Source organism: Blastococcus sp. SYSU DS0533, from assembly GCF_054050775.1.
The window spans coordinates 25,548-48,952 of record NZ_JBJGZZ010000013.1; the positions used below are offsets into that span (position 1 = coordinate 25,548).

25 protein-coding genes are annotated in these 23,405 nt (G+C 74.6%); 7 read left to right on the top strand and 18 right to left on the bottom strand.

Annotated elements, in window-relative coordinates:
* Positions 1–6: 6 nt before the first annotated feature.
* The 3 genes from mug to ACI79W_RS15180 are packed head-to-tail and all read right to left on the bottom strand — an operon-like array spanning position 7 to position 2,248.
* The gene (gene mug, locus ACI79W_RS15170; RefSeq protein ID WP_456562918.1) at positions 7–537 is read right to left on the bottom strand and encodes a G/U mismatch-specific DNA glycosylase; all 531 of its coding nucleotides are present in this window, start codon (positions 535–537) and stop codon (positions 7–9) included.
* Complete coding sequence (locus ACI79W_RS15175; RefSeq protein WP_456562919.1) at positions 534–1,190, bottom strand: histidine phosphatase family protein; 657 nt, start codon at positions 1,188–1,190, stop codon at positions 534–536. Before ACI79W_RS15175 ends, mug begins: the two co-directional genes overlap by 4 nt.
* Positions 1,181–2,248, bottom strand: coding sequence for a phosphotransferase family protein (locus ACI79W_RS15180; RefSeq protein WP_456562920.1), 1,068 nt, complete (start codon positions 2,246–2,248; stop codon positions 1,181–1,183). Before ACI79W_RS15180 ends, ACI79W_RS15175 begins: the two co-directional genes overlap by 10 nt.
* A gap of 241 nt (positions 2,249–2,489) precedes the next feature.
* Here ACI79W_RS15180 and ACI79W_RS15185 point away from each other — a divergent pair, with 241 nt between their 5' ends.
* Positions 2,490–2,933, top strand: coding sequence for an STAS domain-containing protein (locus ACI79W_RS15185; protein WP_456562921.1), 444 nt, complete (start codon positions 2,490–2,492; stop codon positions 2,931–2,933).
* 8 nt (positions 2,934–2,941) lie between these two features.
* Here the strand turns inward: ACI79W_RS15185 and ACI79W_RS15190 are convergent, their stop codons facing one another.
* The 4 genes from ACI79W_RS15190 to ACI79W_RS15205 form a co-directional block, all read right to left on the bottom strand.
* Entirely contained in the window at positions 2,942–3,175 is a 234-nt protein-coding gene (locus ACI79W_RS15190; RefSeq protein ID WP_456562922.1) for a hypothetical protein, read from the bottom strand.
* A 40-nt stretch (positions 3,176–3,215) separates the two neighbouring features.
* Entirely contained in the window at positions 3,216–4,511 is a 1,296-nt protein-coding gene (locus tag ACI79W_RS15195; protein WP_456562923.1) for a S8 family serine peptidase, read from the bottom strand.
* Positions 4,512–4,640: 129 nt separating this feature from the next.
* Positions 4,641–5,036, bottom strand: coding sequence for a VOC family protein (locus ACI79W_RS15200; RefSeq protein WP_456562924.1), 396 nt, complete (start codon positions 5,034–5,036; stop codon positions 4,641–4,643).
* Between the two features lie 102 nt (positions 5,037–5,138).
* On the bottom strand, positions 5,139–5,603 hold the full coding sequence (locus ACI79W_RS15205; RefSeq protein ID WP_456562925.1) for a winged helix-turn-helix transcriptional regulator: 465 nt from the start codon (positions 5,601–5,603) through the stop codon (positions 5,139–5,141).
* A 157-nt stretch (positions 5,604–5,760) separates the two neighbouring features.
* On the opposite strand from ACI79W_RS15205, the gene ACI79W_RS15210 reads away from it, so the two are divergent.
* Entirely contained in the window at positions 5,761–5,904 is a 144-nt protein-coding gene (locus tag ACI79W_RS15210; protein WP_236826088.1) for a hypothetical protein, read from the top strand.
* Positions 5,905–5,976: 72 nt separating this feature from the next.
* On the opposite strand, the gene ACI79W_RS15215 is transcribed toward ACI79W_RS15210, so the two are convergent.
* Positions 5,977–6,465 (bottom strand): hypothetical protein, encoded by a 489-nt coding sequence (locus ACI79W_RS15215; RefSeq protein ID WP_456562926.1) that lies wholly within the window; start codon positions 6,463–6,465, stop codon positions 5,977–5,979.
* Between the two features lie 426 nt (positions 6,466–6,891).
* Here ACI79W_RS15215 and ACI79W_RS15220 point away from each other — a divergent pair, with 426 nt between their 5' ends.
* Positions 6,892–7,767 (top strand): metallophosphoesterase, encoded by an 876-nt coding sequence (locus ACI79W_RS15220; RefSeq protein WP_456562927.1) that lies wholly within the window; start codon positions 6,892–6,894, stop codon positions 7,765–7,767.
* Between the two features lie 22 nt (positions 7,768–7,789).
* On the opposite strand, the gene ACI79W_RS15225 is transcribed toward ACI79W_RS15220, so the two are convergent.
* Positions 7,790–8,812, bottom strand: a complete 1,023-nt coding sequence (locus ACI79W_RS15225; protein WP_456562928.1) for a potassium channel family protein — start codon at positions 8,810–8,812, stop codon at positions 7,790–7,792.
* Positions 8,813–9,025: 213 nt separating this feature from the next.
* Here ACI79W_RS15225 and ACI79W_RS15230 point away from each other — a divergent pair, with 213 nt between their 5' ends.
* The 4 genes from ACI79W_RS15230 to ACI79W_RS15245 are packed head-to-tail and all read left to right on the top strand — an operon-like array spanning position 9,026 to position 13,094.
* Complete coding sequence (locus ACI79W_RS15230; RefSeq protein ID WP_456562929.1) at positions 9,026–9,703, top strand: response regulator; 678 nt, start codon at positions 9,026–9,028, stop codon at positions 9,701–9,703.
* Positions 9,700–11,139 (top strand): ATP-binding protein, encoded by a 1,440-nt coding sequence (locus ACI79W_RS15235; RefSeq protein WP_456562930.1) that lies wholly within the window; start codon positions 9,700–9,702, stop codon positions 11,137–11,139. The genes ACI79W_RS15230 and ACI79W_RS15235 overlap by 4 nt, the downstream gene beginning before the upstream one ends.
* The gene (locus ACI79W_RS15240) at positions 11,136–11,720 is read left to right on the top strand and encodes a GerMN domain-containing protein (RefSeq protein ID WP_456562931.1); all 585 of its coding nucleotides are present in this window, start codon (positions 11,136–11,138) and stop codon (positions 11,718–11,720) included. The genes ACI79W_RS15235 and ACI79W_RS15240 overlap by 4 nt, the downstream gene beginning before the upstream one ends.
* A 3-nt stretch (positions 11,721–11,723) precedes the next feature.
* The gene (locus tag ACI79W_RS15245) at positions 11,724–13,094 is read left to right on the top strand and encodes a DUF2254 domain-containing protein (RefSeq protein WP_456562932.1); all 1,371 of its coding nucleotides are present in this window, start codon (positions 11,724–11,726) and stop codon (positions 13,092–13,094) included.
* 276 nt (positions 13,095–13,370) lie between these two features.
* Here the strand turns inward: ACI79W_RS15245 and ACI79W_RS15250 are convergent, their stop codons facing one another.
* The 9 genes from ACI79W_RS15250 to ACI79W_RS15290 all read right to left on the bottom strand — a co-directional run bounded on the left by ACI79W_RS15250 (position 13,371) and on the right by ACI79W_RS15290 (position 23,367).
* Positions 13,371–14,048 carry a GPR1/FUN34/YaaH family transporter gene (locus tag ACI79W_RS15250; RefSeq protein WP_456562933.1) on the bottom strand — a complete coding sequence of 226 codons (678 nt, stop codon included), beginning with the start codon at positions 14,046–14,048 and terminating at the stop codon, positions 13,371–13,373.
* Positions 14,045–14,527: a hypothetical protein gene (locus ACI79W_RS15255; protein ID WP_456562934.1), complete on the bottom strand. Its 483-nt coding sequence runs from the start codon at positions 14,525–14,527 to the stop codon at positions 14,045–14,047. The genes ACI79W_RS15250 and ACI79W_RS15255 overlap by 4 nt, the downstream gene beginning before the upstream one ends.
* A complete protein-coding gene (locus tag ACI79W_RS15260) occupies positions 14,524–16,989 on the bottom strand; it encodes a molybdopterin oxidoreductase family protein (protein WP_456562935.1) in 2,466 nt (821 codons plus the stop codon). The genes ACI79W_RS15255 and ACI79W_RS15260 overlap by 4 nt, the downstream gene beginning before the upstream one ends.
* Before the next feature lie 220 nt (positions 16,990–17,209).
* Entirely contained in the window at positions 17,210–17,734 is a 525-nt protein-coding gene (locus ACI79W_RS15265) for a DUF421 domain-containing protein (RefSeq protein ID WP_456562936.1), read from the bottom strand.
* 9 nt (positions 17,735–17,743) lie between these two features.
* Positions 17,744–19,063 carry a cation:proton antiporter domain-containing protein gene (locus tag ACI79W_RS15270; RefSeq protein ID WP_456562937.1) on the bottom strand — a complete coding sequence of 440 codons (1,320 nt, stop codon included), beginning with the start codon at positions 19,061–19,063 and terminating at the stop codon, positions 17,744–17,746.
* A gap of 40 nt (positions 19,064–19,103) precedes the next feature.
* Positions 19,104–19,511: a four-helix bundle copper-binding protein gene (locus tag ACI79W_RS15275; protein ID WP_456562938.1), complete on the bottom strand. Its 408-nt coding sequence runs from the start codon at positions 19,509–19,511 to the stop codon at positions 19,104–19,106.
* Between the two features lie 139 nt (positions 19,512–19,650).
* Complete coding sequence (locus ACI79W_RS15280) at positions 19,651–20,502, bottom strand: formate/nitrite transporter family protein (protein ID WP_456562939.1); 852 nt, start codon at positions 20,500–20,502, stop codon at positions 19,651–19,653.
* 263 nt (positions 20,503–20,765) lie between these two features.
* Positions 20,766–22,361: an alpha/beta hydrolase fold domain-containing protein gene (locus tag ACI79W_RS15285; RefSeq protein ID WP_456562940.1), complete on the bottom strand. Its 1,596-nt coding sequence runs from the start codon at positions 22,359–22,361 to the stop codon at positions 20,766–20,768.
* A gap of 142 nt (positions 22,362–22,503) precedes the next feature.
* Entirely contained in the window at positions 22,504–23,367 is an 864-nt protein-coding gene (locus ACI79W_RS15290; RefSeq protein WP_456562941.1) for a dioxygenase family protein, read from the bottom strand.
* Positions 23,368–23,405: the final 38 nt, after the last annotated feature.

The following is a 23,405-nucleotide window of genomic DNA, read 5'->3' on the forward strand; positions in this document are numbered from 1 at the left end:
GGCCGGTCAGCTCCCCGCGCCACCGCCCCCGGGGCGCAGCTGCCCGTAGATGCGGGCCAGGTCGGGCAGCTGGACGTGCGCGTTGAGCCCGCTCGGGTTCGGCGCCACCCAGGTGACCGCGCCGCCCACCCGCTCGGGCTGCCGCCCGGCGACCGCCTTCGGCCGCGCGAACCCCTGCCGCCAGGCCGTGATGCCGAGAACCGCCAGCACCCGGGGCCGAACCCGTGCGACGAGCCGCGCCAGGGCCTCCGCGCCGGCCCGCAGCTCCTCGGGGGAGAGCTCTGCCGCCGTGCGGGTCGGCCGGTCCACCACGTTGGTGACCCCGAGCCCGTACCGCAGCAGCTCGCGGCCCTCCTCCGGGCGCAGCAGCCGCGGGGTGAGCCCGGCGAGGTGGATCGCCGGCCAGAAACGGTTGCCCGGCCGGGCGAAGTGGTGGCCGGTCTCCGCGGACCGCAGCGAGGGGTTGATGCCGCAGAACAGCACGTCCAGACCGACCCCGATGACGTCGGGGACCGGCTTGGGCGACGGCTGGGTCATCGGTAGGTGAGCAGGTGCCGCCGGTCCCCGGTCACGTGCGCGTGGTCGTTGAAGGCCAGCAGCGAGAGCCCTGAGGCACCCGCCAGCACGGAGGTCACCCCGACGTTCACCGCGGCCCGGTTGAGCGCCACCACGCCGTCGGCCGGGGCGCCGAGCAGCCCGGCCACCAGCGCGGCGATCACCCCGCCGGAGCTGACGACGACGGCGTCGCGGCCGCGCTCGAGCCCGGCGGCGAGGTCGGCGACGGCCGCGGCCGCCCCGGCCGAGAAGGCCGGCCAGCCGTCCGCGTCGCCGGCCGCGATCCAGGAGCGGAGCGCGCCGTCGAGCAGCCGCTGCACCTGGCGGGACCCGGAGCCCCCCACCGGCTCGCCGTCGTCGGCGGGGTAGCGCTTCAGCAGGTCCAGGTGGTCGTACTCGTCCAGCCGGGGGTCGGGCACCCCGACCGGCCCGAAGCCGGCCGCCTCCGCGAGCAGCGCCGCGGTGTCGCGCTGCCGGCGCAGGGTGCCGGAGACCACGAGCGGGTCGCGCAGCTCGCGCCGCCGCAGCTCCTCGCCGACGCAGCGGGACTGCTCGCGGCCGAGGTCGCTCAGGACGTCGTAGTCGTCGGCACCGAAGGAGGCCTGCCCGTGCCGGACGAGGCAGATCAGCGGCATCCGGCCAGCCGCTCCGCGCGCTGGAGCAGGACGGCGGCGGCGATGCCGAAGTGCGCGAACCGCGGGTTGGTGGTGTGCCCGGAGCGGTACCGCGCCCAGATCTGCTGGATGATCACCGCGAGCCGGAAGAGCCCGAAGACCTCGTAGAAGGTCCAGTTGCCGGTGCTCAGCCCCGTCCGCTCGAGGTAGCGCGCCACGACCTGCTCGCGGGTGGGCATCCCGGGCAGCGTGCTCGGCTGGGTGGAGACCAGCCCGAACTCCTCGTCGTCGTCGGCGGTGACCCAGTAGGCCAGCGACGCACCGAGGTCCATGAGCGGGTCGCCGACCGTGGCCATCTCCCAGTCCAGGACGCCGGTGATCCGCGGCGTGCCGGACAGGTCGAGCACGAGGTTGTCGAGCTTCCAGTCGCCGTGCAGCAGGCTCGCCCGCACGTCCTCCGGCTGGTGCCCGGCCAGCCAGGCCATCAGCTCCTCGGCGGGCGGGACGTCGTCGGTGCGCGCGTCGCGGAAGCGCCGGGACCAGCCCTCCACCTGCCGGCGGACGTACCCGGGGCCCTTGCCGAGGTCGGCCAGCCCGGCGGCGTCGACATCGATCGCGTGCAGGTCGGCGAGGGTGTCGTAGGCGGTCTCGCCCAGCGCCCGCGCCTGCTCCGGGGAGAGCTGCACGCCCTCGGGCAGCTCCCGGCCGAGCACGGTGCCGACCAACTGCTCCATGACGTAGAAGTCGCTGCCGATGACCGAGTGGTCCTCGCAGAAGCCGTGGATCTCCGCGACGACGTCCAGGTGCGGCCGCAACCGCTGCTGCACCCGCACCTCCCGCCCCATGTCGTGCGCCGAGGCGGCCTTGTGCCCGTGCGGTGGCCGGCGCAGCACCAGCTGCGGGTCGCCGTAGTCGAGCAGGTAGGTGAGGTTGCTGGCGCCGCCGGAGAACTGCCGCACCTCCGGCGCGGGCCGTCCCGCGAGCGCCGGGACGCGCGGCGCCAGCCACGCGTGCACGGCCTCGACGTCGAAGGCGTCCTCGGGGCGGACCTCTCGCAGGCGGCTGGCGTTCTCGCTCATCGGCCCCATCCCACCACGCGAGCTCGGTGCGCCGGCTCTCGCCCGGGGCCACAGCCGGAGGTCGGCGTGGTCAGCCGCACGCGCAGCGTCACGGCAGCGCGCCGCCGCGCGTTGCAGGGCTGCGCGGTCTCGCTACGCCCGCTAGCCTCCCCCCGAGGTCCAAGCTCCGGCCCACGCACGCCGTGAGGCGTGGAACCGTGCCCCGGAGCCACCCCGGGTGCACACGCCAGGGGGTCCTGCCATGTCAGCGCACCACGATCCGTCCCAGGTTCCGCCCGTCCCCTTCCGCGTCGACGTCGACCTCGTGGACGCGACGGTGGCAGTCGCCGGGGAGCTGGACCGCGAGCACGTGCACCTGCTGCTCGACGCGCTCTCCGCGCTCGACGACGGGGCGCCCCGCCGCTGGTCGGTCGACGCCGCCGAGGTCGTCTTCTGCGACGCGGCGGGGCTGCGCGCCCTGGTGACCGCCCACCACCTCGCGCGCAGGCACGGGTGCACGCTGGTGGTGGAGCGGCCGAGCCCCTGCCTGCACCGGCTGATCCTGCTCGTAGGGCTGGAGCAGATGCTCGACCTCCGGCCGGCCGGGCCTGCGCCGAGGGCGGCGGCCGACGGGCGCCGCCCGCTGCCCCACAGCGGTCCGCTCCGGGTGGGGCACCCCGTGCGCGCCGTCCCGACCAAGGTCTGAGACCCCGGCTACTGGACGGGCGCTCCCGGCGGGGGGAGGCGGTGCACCTGCTGCTCGTCGACCGAGGCCACACCGGTGACCGCGCTCAGCGCGCCGAGCGTGCTCCGGGGCACCGAGCCGGTGATGATCCCGAGCCCGTCGAGGACCTGGTCGACGTGCATCCCGCGGGCGCGCAGCCCCTGCACCACGCCGTCGAGCGCACTCAGGTGCCGGTCGTCCACGGTCACGCTGACCCGGGTCATGGCCCCGACGCTACAAGGAACCCGCGGGACCGGGAACCGTTCACCGCGGCGCCAGCACCAGCCCGCTGCCGGCGTCGACCGACGGCTGGAGGAGGCGCTCGCCCTCCTGGACCAGCGTGGCCCACAGCTCCAGCCCCCGCCGTCCCGTCGCCTCGGCCCAGAGCGCGGCGACCCCGGCGACGTGCGGCGTCGCCATGCTGGTGCCGCTGATCGTGTTGTAGCGCTGCGGCATCGGCCACGCCGAGCAGACGTCGGCCCCGGGGGCGGCGACGTCGACCTGCCCGCCCCGCCCGGGGAGGCTGCGGGCGGAGAACCAGGCCGGGGCCAGCCCCTGGTCCAGCGCCCCGACCGCCAGGATCTCCGGGCTGTTGGCCGGGGCGCCGACGAACCCCCAGGAACCCGCCCGCCGGTCGGCGTTGTTGCCGGCCGCGGCCACGACCAGCGACCCCTGGGCGAGCGCCCGGCGGCCGGCGGCCGAGTACGGCGGGTGGGCCTCGGGCACGTCGGCGCCCAGCGACATGGAGATCACCGGGCAGCGGTTCGTCACCGCCCAGTTCATCCCGGCGAGGATGCCCGCGTCGGTGCCGCTGCCGTCGTCGCCGAGCACCTTCCCGGCGAAGATCTCCGCCTCGGTGGCGACGCCGTAGCGCGGCCCCGACGGCGGGGTGCGCGGTCCGCAGGCGGTGCCGATGCAGTGCGTGCCGTGGCCGTGCCCGTCCTGCGGCCCCTCGCCGGCCACGAAGGACCGGGCCGTGACCGCGCGCCCGGCGAAGTCGGGGTGGGCCAGGTCGAGCCCGGTGTCGAGCACGGCGACCCGGATGCCGCGCCCGGACCAGGAGGAGGCGTCGGCTCCGACGGCCTGCACGCCCCAGGTCGCCTGGCGCGTGTCCTCGAACCGCGCCGCCGGCCCGGCGGGCTCCGCCGGGGCGGCCAGGAGACGGCCGGTGAGGTCGGCGACGCCGTCGCGGTAACCGCGGGCGTAGCTCGCGGTGCCCTGGTCGAGCACGTGGTGCACCAGCTCCGGGGAGACCGAGAGGACCGGCCGACCCCCGTCCGCCGCCGCCAGTACGCCGACCTGGGCCGGGTCCGCGGCCACGACGGCGATCCCCAGCGCGGCGAAGACCACCGCGGCGGTTCCCCGCAGCACCTCCGGGGGGACGACTCCGTCGGCGAAGTCGCGCGAGTCGGCAACGTCCCGGAGCCCTGCCCGGCCCCAGTCGACCGCGCCGTCGCCGTCGGCGAGGACCAGCACCTGCCGGCCGGTGGTGCGGGTCAGCGGGCCGACCGCCCCGTGGCGCACGCTGCCCGGCTCCGCCGGTCCCTCCGGATCGATCACTGCTCCCCCTCCCCGCCGTGGCGGACCGCCGCGACGGCGTCTCGACCGCTGACCGCCGCGAGCGGCCGGTGACGACAGGGTTCCGGAGAGTGGGCGTCGCCGCCAGCCGACCGCCCAGCCACCGTGGGCTCAGCCGGCGATCACCGCCGGGTCCATCCACATGACCTCCCAGACGTTGCCGTCCGGGTCGGTGAAGCTCGCGCCGTACATGGCGCCGTGGTCCTGCGCCGGGAGCCAGGGCTTCCCGCCGGCCGCGATGGCGGTGGACACCAGCCGGTCGACCTCCTCGCGGCTGTCCGCCGACAGGCAGGTGAGCACGGAGGTCGCCTGCGCCGGGTCGCCCACCTCGCCCGCGACGAAGTCGGCGAACCGGTCGCGGGTCAGCAGCATGACCGCGATGTTCTCCTCGATCTGGTAGGAGACGGTCCGGTCGTCGGAGAACTGGTCGTTGCGGCGGAAGCCGAGCGCCCCGTAGAAGGCGTCGGCGCGGTCGCGGTCGGACACCGGCAGGTTCACGAAGATCATGCGCACGGGAGCTCCTCGGCTGGTGGTGGTCCGGCGCCGTCGGCCGGGCTCGCGGGTAGGACGACGGAACCGGCCTGAACTCATCGCCGCGGCTGCCGGCGGTCAGGCCGGGGCTGCGTCCGCTCCCCCGGCCCGGGCGCGGACCTCCCGCGGCCCGCCGATCTCGTGGCCGTCGTCGCACACCAGCGCGACCCGGACGGCGCCGCCGCAGTCGCGGTGCTCGAGCGCCAGCGGCGGCGGGCCGCCGGCGAGGTGGCGGTCCCCCCACGCCATGAGGGCGACGAGCGTCGGGTAGAGGTCGCGGCCCTTGTCGGTGAGCCGGTACTCGTGGCGCTGCCGCTCCCCCTCGGCGCGGTAGGGCTCCCGGGTGAGCACCCCCTCGCGGACCAGCGTGGCCAGCCGGTCGGTGAGGACCGCCTTCGGCGCGCCGAGCGCCTGCTGCAGGTCGGCGAACCGCCGGACGCCCAGGAAGGCCTCCCGCAGGACGAGCAGGCTCCACTTCTCCCCGACGACGGCGAGCGTGCCGGCGACGGAGCAGCGGGACCGGTCGAACGTGGCGTCGCTCACGGGTGTGAGGATAACCATGCTGGGTTCGCTTGCCGAACCGCGCGCGGAGGAGCAGAGTTCAGGGTGCGAACCCAGGAGGCGGACGGTCTCCGGCCGGCCCGCCCGGCCCCCTGCAGCGCTCGCTCGCACCACCACCGCTGCTCCGGAAGGACACGCCATGACCCGCCTCCGCACCGTCCTTGCCCGTCGGCACGCCGTCCGCGCGCACCTGCGCGAGGAGCGCGCACTCGCCCGTGCGCTGGCCACCGCGCCGACCCTCGAGTCCGCGCACGAGATCGCTGCGCTCGGCGCCCGCCGCTGACCGCGGCACCGGCGCCTCGTCGCTGAGCCGCACCGGCGCCCCGCCCCGGCGGGGCGCCGCCAGGCGCGCTGCTCAGCCGCGCGGCTGCACGGTGCTCGCGGCGAGGAAGGGGTCGCCCTCCCACTCCGCGTACGCGTCGTCCGGCAGGTCGGTGCCCAGCTGCTGCTCCAGCTCGGTCAGCTCGAACTCCTCGGTGGGCTCCGCGCCCAGGGCGACGACCTGGCCGGGCTCGAGGTCGGGCATCTCCTCCTCGGTGATGACGAGGATCGGCTCGACGTCGTCGCCGGTGAGGGTGAAGGCGACCGGCGAGACGATGCGGCCGACCTCGCCGACGAGGGTGACCTCGAGCCCGGTGTAGCCGTCGAGGTCCTCGCGGAAGTCCGCCGTGTACTCCCCGTCGTACGGGTCCTCCAGGTCGTCGGAGGGCCGCACGTCGACGTCGGCCGCGGTGGTGTCGTCCACCTCGTCCTCGCCGCAGCCGGCCAGGGCGGCACCGGAGAGCAGCGCGGCAAGCAGGACGGCGGGGGTCCGACGGCGCAGGGTCGGGCCCGATCGCGTCACCGAGGTCACCCCTCTCCCGGAACCGGGGCGGGCGCCACGGGGCTGGGCCGGCTGGTCGTCATGTCGGTGTCCTCTCGGCGGCTCGGAGGTGCGCGGCGGTGCGCCGCCGACCGGGATGCTGCCCCGGGCCGGCCCGGAGCATCACCACACCGCCGCGTTCGTCACCGCATCGCAAAGACGCCGCCCCGGGCGCGGTGACCCCGCCGGGCGGCCGGCACGGCCCCACCGCTCCGGTCCCGGGGTGCGTTGCCGGTTCCGCCGGCCGGCCCCCGGGGTCCCGTCGGCGCTGTGTGACGACGCCGTGGCGAATCGGTCCCCGACCGCATGCCCGTCGCACCGCGGGGCACGCCGGTCCCCTCAGGCCGCGGCGGGCCGGTGGCCGCCCCCACGGCTGCGCCACGCCCGCCGACCCGAGGACGCCCCACCATGACCTGGCTCAAGCGCACCGCTGCCGCCCTCGGCGTGTTCGTCGTGCTCCTGCTCGTCTACGGGGTCCTGGTCGAACCGCGCCTGCTGCTCGACGAGGAGCGGGCACGGGTCCCGCTCCCCCAGCTGGCCGAGACGGCCGACGGCACGCTGGTCGGCATGGTCTCCGACCCGCAGATCGGCATGTGGTGGGCCAACGAGGGCATGGTCGGCCGCGCCGTGGAGGAGCTGGTCGACGCCGACCCGGACCTCGCCCTCCTCGGCGGCGACTACGTCTACAGCCGGGACCCGGGCATCCCGCAGCAGGTCGAGACGGTCATGGACCTGCTGCAGCCGCTGGTCGACTCCGGCATCCCGACCTACGCCGTGCTCGGCAACCACGACCACGCGGTGGAGGCCGTCGACGAGCTGGTCAGCGCCTTCGAGGCGGCCGGCATCACGGTGCTCCGGAACGAGGCAGCCGCCGTGCCCGGAACCGGCGAGGGCCCCGACGCCCTGCACGTCGTGGGCATCGGGGCGGCGTGGCCCGGCGAGGTCGACGTGGACGCCGCCCTCGCCGAGGTGCCCGACGGCGCCCCTCGGGTCGTGCTGATGCACAACCCCACGGTCTTCCCCGAGCTCCCCGCCGGCACGGCGCCGCTCGCGCTGGCCGGCCACACCCACTGCGGCCAGGTGGCCCTGCCGGGGACCCCGCGGTGGTCCTACCTGGGGCTCACGGAGGAGGAGGAGGTCGTCGCCGACGGCTGGGCCCCCGAGGGGTACGGCGCGGTAGGCAACCGCATGTTCGTCTCCTGCGGCCTGGGGTTCAGCACGGTGCCGGTGCGGATCAACGCCGCACCGCAGCTGGTCCTGTTCGAGCTGCGATCGGATGGGTGAGCCGGGCAGCACGGCGCGGACGTCACCCGTCCCAGCGCCAGCCGGCGTCCTCCACCAGGCAGCGCAGCCCGGTGCGGCGCTCCACATCACGCTCGGCGGCCCGCCGCAGCACGGCCCCGTCGGCAAGGGGGACGCCGGCGGCGGCCAGCCGGTCCGTTCGCGGCGGCGGCGGACCCTCGGCGCCGGCGACCTCGAACCGCCCCCCGGCCGCCGTCGCGAGGTAGCGCCCGATGACCCGGCGCACGGGCTCGACCGCCGCCGCCGGGGGGCGCACCGGCTCGGCGACGGCCGAGCACAGCAGCAGGAGCGCGTCGTCGAGCCGGGCGATGGCCACCGGAGCGGCGGCCTCGGTGCTGCGGCTGCGGAAGAAGTGCAGGACCGGGTAGGCCAGGTGCTGCTCGGCAACGGACGCCAGCTGCGCCGGGAGCTGCAGGAGGTGCTGGGTCAGCACGGGGCTGAAGCGGTCCCCCTCCCAGCAGATGAGCAGCATCTCCTCGGCGCTCTCGCCGCGCGCGTGCAGCTGGGTGGCCAGCGCCCGGCGCTCGACGACGGCGGACATCACCGAGAACAGGTAGGTGATCGCCAACGTCATGAGCGCCAGCCCGCTGAACGCGGCGACCGCGGCGGCCACCCGCGAGGTGGGCGTCGTGGCGACGAAGTCCCCCACGCCCAGCGTGGAGATCGCCGTGCCCGCGAAGTAGACCGTGTCCAGCGCCGAGGCCGGGCGGGCGGGGTCGGCGTCGGCGTCGGCGACCGACCCGCTGCCCAGGAAGACCAGCGACCAGCCCAGCCAGAACAGCGCCACCCAGAGGACGACGGTGGCGAGCACGAGGAGCGGCCCGGCGGCGGAGAGCAGCCGCGACCGGCCGGCCCGGCTTTCCCGGCGCAGGCGCAGCAGCCGCCGCCACCCGGCGTCGAGCACCCGACGGGTCAGCGGACCGGCGCCCTCGCCCAGGGTGAACGTCGTCGTCACCACGTCCCACGCCACGAGAGCCACGAGCAGCAGGCCCGCCCCGACCCCCAGGACGGGCCCGGCACCGCTCACGTCCCCGCACCGCCGCCGGCGGGTGCGGAGGCCACGGACATCGTTCGCACGGTTCCTCCCTCGCCGGCGCACGGGACGGCCGGCCGTCCTCGCCGGTATCCGCCGGCGCACCGGGCGACCCGCGACGTCACGAACTCGTCACGTCCCCACCCGGCCCGTGACCCGAACGGGGCCCGGTGACTAGTTCCCGCCGGCGTGGGCAGACTGACCGGCATGTCCCGGTCCGTGCTCATCATCGAGGACGACCCGCGGATCCGGCGCATGCTGCAGCTGACCCTGCAGCGCGAGGGTCTGGAGGTCATCGAGGCAGCCAGCGGCGAGGACGGCCTGGCCCGGCTCGCCGAGAGGTCCTTCGACATCGTCCTGCTCGACCTGATGCTCCCCGGGAAGGACGGCTTCGAGGTGTGCCGGGAGATCCGCCGCTCCTCGAACGTCCCCGTCATCATGCTCACGGCCCGGTCGGACAGCCACGACGTGGTCGCCGGCCTCGAGGCGGGGGCCGACGACTACGTGTCCAAGCCTTTCGTCGTCAAGGAGCTCTCCGCCCGCATCCGGGCACTGGCCCGCCGCACCCGCGCCCCGGAGCCGCGCGTGCACCTGACCGTCGGCGACCTGGAGATCTCGCCCGCCGAGGGCACCATCACGCGCAACGGCGAAATGCTCAACCTGACCCGCACGGAGTTCCGCCTGCTCTGCGAGCTCGCGGTCGACCCCGGCCGGGTGCTCAGCCGGGAGGAGTTGCTCGAGCGGGTCTGGGGCTACGACTACTTCGGCGACTCCCGGCTCGTCGACGTCCACGTCCGCCGGCTCCGGAAGAAGATCGAGCCGGACCCGTCGAACCCGACGCTGGTGACGACCGTCCGGGGCATGGGCTACCGGGTTCCTGGGTGACCGCGCCGGTCGACGGGGCCGCCTCCCCCGGCGCGGGTGCACCGGTGCGCCGCGCCCCGTACCGGCTGGCCACCCTGCGGGCCCGGGCCACCGTCGCCTTCACCGCCGTGACCCTGCTCCTGTCGACGGTCCTGGCGGTCGCCGTGTGGGTGGCGGTGTCGCAGTTCCTCCTCCTGCAGCGCGAGCGGGTCACCCTGGTGCAGACCTCCGACAACGCCGCCCAGGTGCAGCGCTCGCTGGCCACCGAGGGGCTCGACGTCGCCCAGGTGCTCGCCCAGCTGCCGCGCGAGACGGGCTCCACCTCGCTGCTCGTCGACGCCGGCGCCTGGACGACCACGTCGCTGCTGGTCGGCCGCGACGACCTGCCCGAGGAGCTCCGCGAGCTGGCCGTCGCGGGCACGCCCGTCCGGCAGCGCATCGAGCTCAACGGCGAGACGGTGATGGCCGTCGCGGTGCCGCTGGCCGAGCTCGGGTCGGCCTACATCGAGGTCTTCCCGCTGTCCGAGCTCGACCGGACCTACCGGGTGCTCGGCACCGTCCTCGCCGTCGCGGTGCTCGGATCGGTCCCGCTGGCCCTCGTGGTCGGGTGGTGGGTCACCGGCCCCACGCTGCGCCCCCTGGACCGGATCTCCGCCGCGGCGGCCGCCGTCGCCGCCGGCGCGCTCGACACCCGCATCGACCCGCGCGGCGACCCGTCGCTCACCCCCATCGCCGCGTCGTTCAACCAGACCGCCGAGGCGCTCGAGCAGCGGGTCCGCAGCGACGCCCGATTCGCGGCCGACGTCAGCCACGAGCTGCGCAGCCCGCTGACCACGATGGTGGGCGCGCTGGACCTGGTCGAGGCGACCGCCGACCCGGGCGACGCCGAGCAGGCCGAGGCGCTGGCCCTCCTGCGCTCGGAGGTGGAGCGGTTCGAGCGCCTGGTCGCCGACCTGCTGGAGATCTCGCGGGCCGACGCAGGGAGCACCGACGTCGTGCTGGAGCCCCTGCAGCTGGCCGCGCTCACCCGCGAGGTGGTGACCCGGCACCGGCTGGACGGCGCGACCGCGGCGCTGCTCACCGTGCACCCGGGCGCCGAGGGGGTGCTGGTGTGCGCGGACAAGCGCCGCCTGGAACGGGTGCTCGGCAACCTGCTGGACAACGCCGACAAGCACGGCGGGGGCGTCACCGCGGTCGCGGTCACGCGGGACGGCGACCTCGCGCGGGTGACCGTGGACGACGCCGGACCGGGCGTCGCCGAGGCCGACCGCGACCGGATCTTCGAGCGCTTCGCGCGGGGGGCGGGCAGCGTCCGCACCCGCACCGAAGGAGCCGGGCTCGGGCTGGCCCTCGTCCACCGCCACGTCCGCCTGATGGGGGGCGCGGTGCACGTCCAGGACGCTCCCGGTGGTGGCGCCCGGTTCGTGGTGGCACTGCCCGTGGAGGAGGGGCCGTGAAGGTGCTCGCCGTCGTGCTGTGCGTCCTCGCGGCCCTCACCGGGTGCGGCGTCGACCCGCAGCCGCAGCCCGAGCGGATCGCCGTCCCCACCGCGCCGCCCGGCACCGTCACCCCGCAGGCCGACGACGCCGGGCCGGAGGTCGTCGTCTACTTCGTGCGCGGGGCCGACCTGGCCCCGGTCGCCCGGGAGACGTCGGACGCCACCCCGGAGAGCGCCGTCGCCCTGCTCGCGACCGGACCCACGCGCACGGAGGTCATCGGGGGCCTGCGCACCGCCGTGGCGCCGCAGTCCATCGTCGCGGACGAGGGTCTGCCCGGGGGGATCACGGCGGTGAGCGTCACCCGGGAGTTCGCCGGGATCACCGGTGGCAACCAGCTGCTCGCCGTGGCCCAGGTGGTCTGGACGCTCACCGAGCTGCCCGGCACCACGCGGGTGCGCTTCCTGATCGACGGCTCGCCGCTCGAGGTGCCCACGGACGCCGGGCTCTCCGACGGGCCGGTCGGCCGTGACCACTTCATGTCGGTCGCCCCTCCCGGCGCCGCCCCGACCTCGGGCACCGGCCCGGCGAGCGAGGACTGACCCGTGCACCACGTCAACCCGGCCCGTCGCCTGTGGCGGCTCATGCGCAGCGCCCTGTGGCCGATCCCCCTGCTGACGGTCACGCTCGCCGTCGCACTCGGCATCGGGATGCCTTTCGTGGACGGCCACCTCGGCACCGGCGGCCCCGCGTCGCCGCTGAGCTTCGTGTTCGGCGGCGGCCCGGCCGCGGCGCGCGACCTGCTGTCGGCCATCGCGGGCTCGCTGATCTCGGTGACCGGTGTGATCTTCTCGCTCACCGTCGTCGCGTTGCAGCTGGGCAGCAGCCAGTACTCCCCCCGTCTGCTGCAGACCTTCGCCACCGACCGCGTCGTGCAGCTCAGCCTGGCCCAGCTGACCGGGACCTTCGTCTACGCCCTGACCGTCCTGCGGACCGTGCGGACGGCGGAGGCCGCGGTCGGCGAGGACTCGTTCGTCCCCCGGCTGTCGATCACGCTGGCGTTCGTCTTCGCCCTGGGCAGCGTGACGGCCCTGGTCGTGTTCCTCGGCCACCTGGCCCGATCCCTGCGCGTGGAGACGATGCTGCGCGACGTCCACGCCGAGGCCACCCTGGCGGTCCGCGACGAGGAGGAGCCCGAGGACACCCCGGGCCGCCCGGAGGGCCGGGCGACCCCGGTCGAGGCGACCCGCAGCGGCTTCGTGGTCCGGGTCGACGCCCGGCGCCTGGCGCGCGCGGCCCGCGACGCGGGTGTGGTCCTCGCCCTCTCCCCCCGCACGGGCGACGCCGTCGTCGCCGGCACACCGCTGGCCGAGGCCTGGCGGCGCGCCGGCGACACCGGCGGCGACCCCTCGGCGCTGCGCGATGCGGTGAACGACGCCGTGAAGCTCTCCTACGAGCGCAGCCCCGAGCACGACCCGGCCTACAGCCTCCGCAAGATCGTCGACATCGCCGGCCGGGCGCTGTCGCCGGGGATCAACGACCCGACGACCGCCGTGCACGCCCTGTCCCACGTCTCGGCGTTGCTCGGCGACCTCCTCCCCCGCCGGAGCAGCCTCCGTGCCTGGCGGGACGAGGACGGCACGGTGCGGCTGCTCGTGCCGCGGTGGACCGCCGAGGAGCTGCTCTCCCTGGGCTTGGAGGAGCCGCTGCAGTACGCCTCCGGGCAGCCGGCGGTGCTGCGCCGGATCGCCGGCCTGCTGCACGAGCTGGCGTGGCGGGTGCGCGGCGAGGGCCTGGACTCCTCGCTGCGCGCCCTGCTCGACCGCACCGTGGACCAGGCGCTGGAGAGCACGTCGATCGACAACCGCGAGACGAGCGCCTGGCGCGCGGCGGTCGAGGACGCCCTGGCGGGCCGCTGGTCGCCCGCCCGGCGGCTCAGCCCCCGATCGCCGACGTCGGACGGGCCGGCTGGGTGAACGCCGGGTCGTCGATGCCGTGCCCGGCTGCCTCGCCGGCGATCGCGGCGCGGAAGCGGTCGGCGTCGGTCGCGCCGGCCCGCAGGGCGCCGCGCAGGTCGGGCTCCTCCCCGGGCGAACGGGCAGTGGCGCACCTGCCCGTCGGCGGTGGGCCGGACGCGGTCGCAGGCGCCGCACAACGGCCGGAGCGCTGCCGCGGGTCGGCTCCGGGTCAGTCGGTGGCCTGGCGGCCGTGGTGGTCGACGAGCACGGAGCCCCTGCGGGTCACGGTCCTGGTCACAGCTGCGGACGCACCCCGGCCTCCTCGATGAGCTCCTCCGGCGCGAGCGGCCCCTCGCCCGCGATCGCGGCCTTCCCCGGCCCGCGACGGCCCAGCGGCAGCACGGTCTTCTCCTTCACGCCCTCGAGCTCCAGGGCGAAGGCGGCGTAGACGGCCAGCGCAGCGAGTGCCACCCCGACCCAGCCCGCGGCGGTCTTCCACCCGGCGGAGCCGGTCAGCTCGTAGATCCCGGTGACGATGAACCGGCTCCCCGCCAGGCCCATCACCGCGGCCGGCACGATCTTGCTGCCGTAGGCCGCGGCGGCCGGCACGAACATCGTCACCCCGGCGATCAGCAGGAACACGCCGAGCCCTTGGCTGGCCGCACCGGGCGGCGTGGTCAGCGTGGTGAGGCTGGCGACCGCCCAGGTGCCGCTCAGCACCCCCATCCCGGTGGCGGCCACCGGGTCGCGGCTGAGGAAGCCGAAGACGGCGGCGAGCAGTTGCAGCGGGGCGGTGGCGAGGAGCGCCGAGTACCCGGCCACCCGCCCCTCCGCGGCCGGGATCCAGCCGAGCTGAACCGCGCTGAACATCGTGGTGGCCAGCGCCAGGGCGAGGAAACCCAGCGGGAGGGGGGTGGCCAGCGGGCGCAGCACGACCTGGGTGCCGGCCGCGGACGTCGGGGCCGCGCTCAACTGACCAGCGCCTGGGTCGCGGATTCCTTGAGCTTCCCGTTGGCCCAGCGCACCTGGCGCAGGGTGTCGGGGTGGCAGCTCTTCGCCAGCTCGAGCAACTCCTTCTTGCGCGCGCCCTGGGCGGCCTGCGCCAGCAGCTCCCAGTCCAGGGAGACCCCGGAGGCCTCGCGGTAGATGTGCCGCAGGTCGGCCAGCAGGAGCAGCCCCGGCTCCGGCCGCCGGCCCATCAGGTCCGAGGCCTTCTGCCGGGTCTTCTCCAGGATCGTCGGGTCACCTTCGGGCTCGGGGTCCAGGTCCAGGCCGAAGTCCTTCCCCATCTCGGTCAACCGGCGGACGTGGTCCTGAGACCAGCGGGCGATGTCCCGGGCCACGTGGAAGACCTCGTGGTCGGCCTTGTGCCGGTCGGACATCGCCAGCAGCGCGCCGGCGAGGTGGTTCTCCGAGCGGTGCAGCTCCTCGATCGCCAGGTGCAGCTTCACCGGGCACCTCCGGTCACGGTCGCGAGCTCCTCGGTGGACAGGGCGGCCTCGCCGCCGGTGGTCGGTGGCACGCCGTCGCTGACCGGCCGCGACCCCGTCGTCGTCGGCGCCGGGGACGGGCCGTCGGCCTTCTCCAACCGCTGCACCGCGGCCGCCGCCGTCTTGAAGATCGGCTGCTTGGAGGCCGGGTCCCAGTCGGTGATGGTGAGCTCGTTGGCCGCCCGCCCGCGCTTGCCGTCCGGTTCGTGGCCGGAGGGTTCGTCCCAGTAGCCGTAGTGGAAGGGGAGGAAGACGACTCCGGGGCGGATGCCGCTGACGCGGAGCTTCGCCTCCACGCGGCCCCGCAGTGTGCTGATCTCCAGCAGGTCGCCCTCGGCGAAGCCGCGGTCGGCGGCGTCGCTGGCGGACATCTCGACCCACACCTCCGGGGCGGCCTTCTGCAGCTGCGGCGCGCGTCCGGTCTTGGTCCGGGTGTGGAACTGGTACAGCGTGCGGCCGGTGATCAGCTGGAACGGGTAGTCCTCGCTGATCACCTCGTGCGGCGGCACGTACTCGGCGGCCTTGATGACGGCCTTGCCCGAGGGGTTCATCGCCTTGTACTCCACGGGCGAGAGCGGCGCCCCGGTGACCAGGTCACGGCCGTAGCTCTCGCAGTAGCTCGGGTCGGACCAGAACTGCCCGTCGACGTAGATGCGCTCGGTGCCGTCGGGGTGCTGGTCGTTGCACGGCCACTGGATGCCGCTGCCGCCGCGCAGCTTGTCGTAGGACAGGCCGGTGTAGTCGCACGGCCGGCCGCGGGTGCACTCCTTCCACCCCTCGAAGGCGTCCTCGGGGGTGGACCACTTGACCAGGGGCGCGCCGTCCTTGTCCCGCAACCCCATGCGGTGGGCGAAGTCGACGAAGATGTCCAGGTCGGGCTTCGCCTCGCCGGGGGGCTCGACCGCCTTCTCCGACAGGTGCACCGTCCGGTCGACGTTGGTGAAGGTGCCGGTCTTCTCGCCCCAGGTGGCGGCCGGCAGGACGACGTCGGCCAGCTGCGCCGTCTCGGACAGGAAGATGTCCTGCACGACCAGGAAGAGCCGCTCCTGGGACAGGACCTCCCGGATGCGGCCCAGTTCGGGCAGCGAGACCGCCGGGTTGGTGGCCTGCACCCACATGAACCGGATCGAGCCCTCCTCTGCGTACCGGAACATCTGCATCGCGTGGGTGGGCGGCGAGTAGTGCGGGATGTCCATCGGGTCGACGTTCCAGACCCGCGCCAGGTCCTGGATGTGCTCGTCGTTGGACCAGTTGCGGAACGCCGGCAGGTCGCCGTCCGCGCCGCACTCACGGGTGTTCTGCGCGGTCGGCTGCCCGTTCATCTGCAGGATCCCGCACCCGGGCTTGCCGAGCATGCCGCGGATGATGTGGATGTTGTTGACCTGCACGGCGGCGGCAGTGGCCTGGTTGGCCTGGTAGAAGCCCTGGAGCACCGAGGACATGAGCCGCTCGGCGGTACCGATGATGCGGGCGGCCTCGCGGATCTGCGCCACCGGCACGTCGCAGACCTCGGCGGCCAGCTCGGGCGGGTAGTCCTGGACACGCTCGGCCAGCTCCTCGAAGCCGACCGCGTGCTGCTCCACGTAGTCGACGTCGACCCAGCCGTTGTCGATGATCTCGTGCAGCAGCGCGTTGGCCAGCATGACGTTCGTGCCCGGCCGCGGGGCGAGGTGGACGGTGGCGTACCGGGCCACGGGTGTCTCCCGGGGGTCGATGCAGATGACCTTCGGGGGGTTGGGACCGGCCAGCCGGTCGAGGATGCGCGTCCAGAGCACCGTCTGGGTCTCGGCCATGTTGTGGCCGTACAGGGCGATGACGTCGGCGTGGTCGATGTCGGTGTAGGAGCCCGGCTGCCCGTCGCAGGCGAACGACTCCTTCAGCGCCGCCGCGGCCGTCGCGGTGCACAGCCGGGTGTTGCCGTCGACGTGGTTGGTGCCGATGCCGCCGTGCGCGATCAGCCCCAGGGTGTAGTACTCCTCGAGGAACAGCTGCCCGGTGGTGTAGAAGCTGACCGCGCTCGGCCCCTGCTCCGCCAGCAGCTCCTTGCACCGGCCGACGACCGCCTCCATCGCGGTGTCCCAGTCGGTCTCGACGAGTTCTCCGTCGCGGCGGATCAGCGGCTTCGTGAGCCGGTCGGGCGAGTTGTTCGCCTGCCAGCCGAAGAGGTCCTTCGGGCCCAGCCGGCCGTGGTTCACCCGGTCGACGGCGCGGCCCCGGACGCCGACGATCCGGTCGTCCTTCACGGCGATGTCCAGGCCGTCGCCGTTGGAGTGCAGGATCGTCGCCGACTGCACCCAGCGGTCGACGTCGGCCTCGGTGAGACCGTCGGCCAGGTGGGTGTCCACCCGGGTGGGCCACTGCTCGCCGGGGCCGTAGGGCGTCCGGGTGCCCCACGGTTCGGCGATCCGGTCGATGCGCGCCACGTGCGTCCTCCGGGAGTTCGATGTCGGGCGGGATGTCGCGCAGGTGGTACCGGCGCGCGGTGCCGCGCCGGTGACGGCCTGCGGCCAGCGCGCCGGCGGGTTGCTGCACCGGCTGCAGGCCCACCGTTCCCGCAGGTGGGCGTGGGAAACGGCGCCACCGGACCCACGGGGACGGCTGACACGACATCGTCATGAACGCCACCGCGCCGTGGGCAGGAGGTCACCGCTCGTGCTGGTGGGACCCCGCGACGCCGTCCAGCGCGGACCCGGTGCCGTACTTCTCCGCCGGGATGACGCTCAGGGAGCCGTCGCTCTCGAGGACCACCGCGGCCACGGCGGACAGGTCCCCGGCTCCCGAGGAGCGGACCGCCTGGTGGATCTCCGAGACGCCGACCCGCACCTCCCGCATCCGGTCGTGCAGCAGCTCGCCGTCCTGCAGCACCAGGGTCGGCCGAGACGTCACCACCGCTCGCAGTCCGGGCCAGCGCACCGTCAGCCAGGCGACCACCGCCTGGAGCAGGGCGAGCAGGCCGAGGGCCACCGCGCCTTCGGTCCACGCGACGTCGCTGCTGAGCAAGATGGTGGCGAGCGTCGAACCCAGCGCGACCGTGACCACGAGGTCGAATGCGTTGAGCTTGGTCAGCGTCCGCTTTCCGGAGACCCTGAGGACCACGACGACGGTGACGTAGGCCGCCGCCCCCACCGCGAGCACCCGGACGACGTCGGACCAGTTGTCGAACCACATGACCGGCCCCTACCCCTCCGACCCCGGCGACGACGCGGACGCGTCCCGATCGCGCCGCGGGACGTCCTTCCCGGTCTCCTGCTCCTCGTCCTCCTCCTCGTCGTCCCCTTCGCCTTGGCCCTGCTGACCGGCCACCTTGCGGTAGAGGACCCGCCCCGGGGTGGCGGTCAGGCCGTGCACCGCCGTGCTCGCGGCGACCACCAGGCTGCCGGCGGCGAGGACGACCGGGTCCATCGAGGGCAGGCGCTCGGACTCCAGGGTCAGGTAGAAGAGCGCCGAGACACCGATCGGGCCGAACCAGCCCAGGTGGACCGCGTCCGGCCGCCCCAGCCCCAGCGGCTTGCGCAGCAGGTAGACGACGGGCAGCCGGCGCAGCAGCAGCACGGCGGCGGCCAGGGCGAGCCCGCTCCAGCCCAGCGCCCGCCACTCCGACCACGGCAGCACCGCGCCGAACGCCACGAACAGCGGCAGCACGACGAATCGGTTCACCGCCTCGTCGATGCGCACGTCGGCGGTGCGCTCCCGCCCGGTGCTGACCGCGTTGAAGGCCAGCCCGCAGACGAAGACGGCGAGGATGCCGTCGACGTGGATCAGCCCGCTGACGCCGAGCACGGCGAAGGCGAGCACCACGGTGAAGACCAGCTCCGGTCCGGGGTCGGTCGACCCGTGGTCGGCGCCGGCCCGCAGCGCCCGGCCGCCGAGCCAGCCGAGGAGGGCGCCGGCGAGCACGGCCCCGGCCACCTCCCACAGCGATTCCAACAGCGCATCCTCCATCGCCAGCGGACCGGCGACGGCGATCGCGACCAGTACCAGCGGCAGGGCCAGCCCGTCGTTGGCCCCCGACTCCAGGGAGAGGACCTGGCGGTCGCGGCCGGGGATGTCCTGCTCGGCGGGCTCCCCCGTGGCGACGTTCGAGGCGAGCACCGGATCGGTGGGGGCCAGCGCGGCCCCGATGAGCGCCGCGGCGCCCAGGCCGACGCCCAACGTCAGGGCAGCCAGCCCGGCGCTGACCAGCGCCATCACGGGCATCACGACCAGCAGGAGCAGGGTCACCGGCCGCCACCGCGACCGGGCCGTGCCGAACGGGTACCGCAAGGCGATGGACATCACGGAGACGGCCAGCAGCAGCCGGGCGGCGGTGTGCAGCCAGGCGTGGTCGGCCAGCAGCTCGGGTAGCGGGAGCACGCCCAGCGCCGCCGGGCCGAGGACGACGCCGATCGCCAGGGCGAGCAGCGGCTCGCTCACCGGGAACCGCCGGATGGTCGTCGACCAGGCGGCAGCGACGAGCGCCAGGGCGCCCGCCGCCGTCAGCAGGACGTCGACGGTCACCGCGCCCTCCCCGGCCGGGCCCCGTGCACCGCCACGTGGCTCAGCCCAGGGAGCTGATCAGGTCGCGGCAGGCCGCCTCGCACCGGCGGCAGGCCTCGGCGCAGACCCGGCAGTGCGCGTGCATCTCGGCGTGCTGGGCGCACTCGTCACCGCATGCCTTGCACGCGGTGGCGCAGGCCTCGAGGACCGCGCGGGTCAGGTTGGCGTCGTAGCCGGTGTGCCGGGAGAGGACCCGCCCGGTGGCGTCGCAGATGTCGGCGCAGTCGGCGTTGGTGCGGATGCACTTCGTCAGCTCCGCGACCGAGTCCTCGCTGAGGCAGGCGTCGGCGCAGGCGGTGCAGGCCTGGGCGCACTCGAAGCACGCCTCGATGCACGCCAGCAGCTTCTGCCGGTCCACCCCACCGAGGTCCTTCGGGTACGTGTCGAGCATCTGCGCGGCGACGGTCATGTCGGGTTCCTCCACGGTGTCGGCCCGGGCGCGGTCGCGACCGGGGGCTCTCGCCGGTGGCGCCCCTACCCCCGCCGTCCACCGGCGTACGCGGCCCGGCGTATGACGATTCCGTGACGAGCGGGCACGTGCGCGGTGCTCAGCCCCGCTCGGCCGGCTCGGCGGCGGCCTCCTGCGGGGAGGGCTCCGGCTCGTCCCGCAGGAACAGGTACCAGTAGGACGTCGCCACGAAGACGACCGCTCCCACGAGGTTTCCCGCCCCGGCCAGCAGCCAGTTCAGGAGGGTGTCGCCCCAGCCGATGTCGGGGACCCCGGCGAAGATCGCGGCCGGCAGGAAGAACATGTTGGCGACGACGTGGTCGAAGCCCATCGCCACGAAGGCCATGATCGGGAAGAAGATGGCCAGGATCTTGCCCGACACCGACGTGGCGGCCAGCGACATCCACACCGCCAGGCAGACCAGCCAGTTGCAGCCCACCGCCCGCAGGAAGGTCTGCCAGGGCGACTCCCCCAGCGCCTTGCCCTCCGCGATCGAGGCCAGCCGCTCGTGGGTGAGCGCCGCGCTGCCCGCCGCGTCGGCATCCCCGATCACCCCGCTCTGGACCGCGAGGAAGTACGCCACGAACAGGGCGCCGATCAGGTTGCCCAGCAGGACCAGGGTGAGGTTGCGCGCGACGTCGCCCAGGCCGAGCTTCCCGTGCATGGCGCCCAGCGGGACCAGCAGCATGTTCCCGGTCGCGAGGTCGGACCCGGCGATGAGCACCAGCACGAGGCCGAGGGTGAACGTCGCCCCGGTGAAGAGGGTGGGCAGCGTCCCCCACGTCTGCGGGTCCAGTCCCGAGGAGACGGTGATCGCGACCAGCCCCCCGAAGGCGATGTAGGCCCCCGCCAGGAACGCGCTGACCAGCACCCGGTCCCACGTGCGGTCGACCTTCTTGGCGCCCATCGCGGTGGCCGCCTGGGCCATCTCCTTCGGCTGCCGCGCCGCCATGGTCGCCCCCTCCGGTCGGTGCCCCACCTCCGGGCAGCCTCCCGCTCGGCCACGGTCGTGGCAAACCGAGCCGGGTTCGCCCGGAGAGGTCGACCCGATCGGACCGCGGGTGACCGAGTACGCGGGTGCGGACGGGTGCGCCGGAGCGGCGCGAGGCCCCGGCACGACGGCGCCACCCCTACGAGGCCCTCCGGAGGGGTGGCGCGGTCAGTGCGCCCGGTCCCCACGCAGCCGCAGCACCGTCGGGAACCGCCGCGCCCTCGTCAGCGGACCCTGCCGCCGGACGGTGAGGCACCCACGGACGGCCGGGCGGCGCCGAAGGCCCGCACGAAGTGCTGCGCCGCCTCCTGCTGGGCCTGCTCGGCCTTGTCCAGCACCGCGGCGGCACCGAAGAACTCGTGCATGACGCCCGGGTAGTACCGGTGCGTCGTGGGCACGCCGGCCGCCTCGAGGTTCTCTGCGAACCGCTGCCCCTGGCTGCGCAGCACGTCACGCTCGTCGGTGATGACGAGCGTCGGCGGCATCGCCGCCAGCTGCTCGCGGCTCCAGCCGAGCAGGTCGATGCGCGGGTCCTTCGCCGCGTCCGGCTGCCCCTCGAAGGCGTGCATCGCCATCCAGGAGAGCAGCGCGCGGTTGAGCGGCCGGCCGTCGGCGGCGTCCTCCATCGACTCGCCGAACTGCTCACCGGTGGTCACCGGGTAGACGCTCACGACCGCCGCCGGGACGGGCTCGCCGGCCTGCGCCAGCTGGAGCACCGTGGCCGGGGCCATGTTGCCCCCGACCGACTCGCCGCCGATGCCGATGCGCGTCGGGTCACCGCCGAACTCGGCGATGTGCGCCACGGTCCACCGGTAGGCGGCCAGGACGTCGTCGTGCGAGGCCGGGAAGACCGCCTCGGGCGCACGCCGGTAGTCGGGGCTGACCACGATCGCGCGGGCCTTGTTGGTCAGGCCGCGGCAGGAGGCGTCGTAGGTGTCGATGTCGAACAGCACCCAGCCGCCACCGTGGATCCACATGACGACCGGCAGGGGCTCGGCGCCGGCGTCCACCGGCTTGTAGATGCGCATGCGCATCTGCCCGCCGGCGGCGTCGGGGATGACGATGTCCTCGACCGAGCCGACCTGCTGCGGGCCCTCGATGCCCTTGTCGGCCATGACCTTCTTGACCGCGTCGTCGGGGCCGGGCTGCTTGCGCGCCTGGTCGGGCTCGAGGATCTCGAACGGCAGCGGGCCGAGGGAGGAGTGGGCGTCGACGATCGCCTGCGCCTGCGGGTCCAGCAGCCCGGAGGCGTCGGTGGCCATCTCCTTCTGCTTGCCCGAGAGCAGGTCGCGGACGTGGTCCAGCGGCTTGGCCAGCATGCCGGCGATCCGCTCGGCGATGCCCTCGTCCGGGGCGTTCGGGTGCGGCCGGGTCGGCGCCTGGCGCTTGGCGGCCAGGAACTCCTTGCCCAGCTGCGCCATGCGCTCGGGGCCGGCCTTGCGGCGGAACTCCGGCAGCTCGTCGGTCTCCTCGTCGTCCACGTGGTGCCGGACGACACCGATCAGCTTGGCGAGCGCCTCCTCGAACTCCTGCTCACCCGGCTCGTTGCGGCCCAGGGTGACGAGCAGCTCCTTGATCTCCTGGTGCTCGTGCTCGGCGTCGTCGTGCTCGTCGGTCATCCCGATCTCGGTCCAGATCGGGTAGAGCACCGTCTCCTCGGCGAACGCGTGCAGCGCCAGCTCGAAGGAGACCTGGTCCACCAGCACCCGGCGGTTGCCGCGGCCGGCCTCCAGGTGCTGGAACTGCCGCTCGACGATCGCGTGGTCGTCGGCGATCAGGTGGTCGATGTCGCCGGGCAGGGTCGGGTAGTCCAGGGCCACGGGGGGCCTCCTCGTCTCTCCGTCGTGCGCAACCGGTCGGGTCGGCTCCTACCCACGACCAGGTCGGGCACGCGCGGCGGAGGCGGTCCACCCCGACGGGCACCGCGCGGCGGCGCGGTCGACCGCACCGCCGCGCGGGCGCTCAGGCCCGCCGCTGGAGCACGAAGTCGTAGCGCGACTCCAGCCACGGCACGTCGATCGAGCCGCCGTCGGGCGTGGCCCCCGGCTCGCGCTCCTCGAAGGCGGTCACCAGCTCCTGCTTGGTGCCGAAGACGACGTCGCTGTCGAGGTACTGCGCGCCCTCCTCGAACAGGTGGGTGATCAGCGGTTCGAAGCCGGGGACGTTGATCAGGAAGTGGATGTGCGCCGGCCGGAAGTGGCTGATCTCCGTGCGCGCCACCAGGTCGCCGACCGGGCCGTCCATGGGGATCGAGTAGCCCAGCGGGGCGATGGTCCGCAGGCAGTACCGGCCGTCGTCGTCGGTGGTGTACTTCGCCCGCAGCCGGGCCTCGTCCACCTCGGCGAGCTGCGACTCGTAGAGGCCCTCGGAGTCCGACTGCCAGACGTCGAGCACCGCACCGGCCACCGGGGCGCCGTCGAGGTCGGTTACCCGGCCGTGCAGGTACAGCGGGGTGCCGGGCAGGCCGTCGGACATGTCCTCGCCGTAGCCGAGCTCCGGGGACCCCTCGATGTGGAAGGGCCCGAGCACCGTGGCCGGGGTGGCCCGCGGGTCCAGCCGGTGGTTCATCTGGACGACGAGCATCGACAGGCCCACCACGTCGGAGGCGAGGATGAACTCCTCACGCTTCTCCGTGCTGATCTTGCCGGTCGCGGTCAGCCACTGGACGGCGGCCATCCACTCGTCCTCGGTCAGCCGCACCTCGCGGGCGAAGTCGTGCAGGTGGCGCACGAGCGCGGTCATGACCTCCGCCAGCCGCGGGTCGCGGGCGGTGGCCCATCGCTCCACCGCGAGCTCGGTGATGTTCTCCTCGGTCACCAGGTCCACGACGGTCCTCCTGCCGTCCGGCGCGGCCGGCTGCCGGC

What these genes read in the sequence shown, in the direction of transcription:
- ACI79W_RS15175 (WP_456562919.1), bottom strand. Translation starts at nt 1,190, where the DNA reads ATGCCGCTGATCTGCCTCGTCCGGCACGGGCAGGCCTCCTTCGGTGCC.
- mug (WP_456562918.1), bottom strand. Translation starts at nt 537, where the DNA reads ATGACCCAGCCGTCGCCCAAGCCGGTCCCCGACGTCATCGGGGTCGGT.
- ACI79W_RS15280 (WP_456562939.1), bottom strand. Translation starts at nt 20,502, where the DNA reads ATGGCGGCGCGGCAGCCGAAGGAGATGGCCCAGGCGGCCACCGCGATG.
- ACI79W_RS15275 (WP_456562938.1), bottom strand. Translation starts at nt 19,511, where the DNA reads ATGACCGTCGCCGCGCAGATGCTCGACACGTACCCGAAGGACCTCGGT.
- ACI79W_RS15180 (WP_456562920.1), bottom strand. Translation starts at nt 2,248, where the DNA reads ATGAGCGAGAACGCCAGCCGCCTGCGAGAGGTCCGCCCCGAGGACGCC.
- ACI79W_RS15190 (WP_456562922.1), bottom strand. Translation starts at nt 3,175, where the DNA reads ATGACCCGGGTCAGCGTGACCGTGGACGACCGGCACCTGAGTGCGCTC.
- ACI79W_RS15200 (WP_456562924.1), bottom strand. Translation starts at nt 5,036, where the DNA reads ATGATCTTCGTGAACCTGCCGGTGTCCGACCGCGACCGCGCCGACGCC.
- ACI79W_RS15210 (WP_236826088.1), top strand. Translation starts at nt 5,761, where the DNA reads ATGACCCGCCTCCGCACCGTCCTTGCCCGTCGGCACGCCGTCCGCGCG.
- ACI79W_RS15265 (WP_456562936.1), bottom strand. Translation starts at nt 17,734, where the DNA reads ATGTGGTTCGACAACTGGTCCGACGTCGTCCGGGTGCTCGCGGTGGGG.
- ACI79W_RS15220 (WP_456562927.1), top strand. Translation starts at nt 6,892, where the DNA reads ATGACCTGGCTCAAGCGCACCGCTGCCGCCCTCGGCGTGTTCGTCGTG.
- ACI79W_RS15185 (WP_456562921.1), top strand. Translation starts at nt 2,490, where the DNA reads ATGTCAGCGCACCACGATCCGTCCCAGGTTCCGCCCGTCCCCTTCCGC.
- ACI79W_RS15230 (WP_456562929.1), top strand. Translation starts at nt 9,026, where the DNA reads ATGTCCCGGTCCGTGCTCATCATCGAGGACGACCCGCGGATCCGGCGC.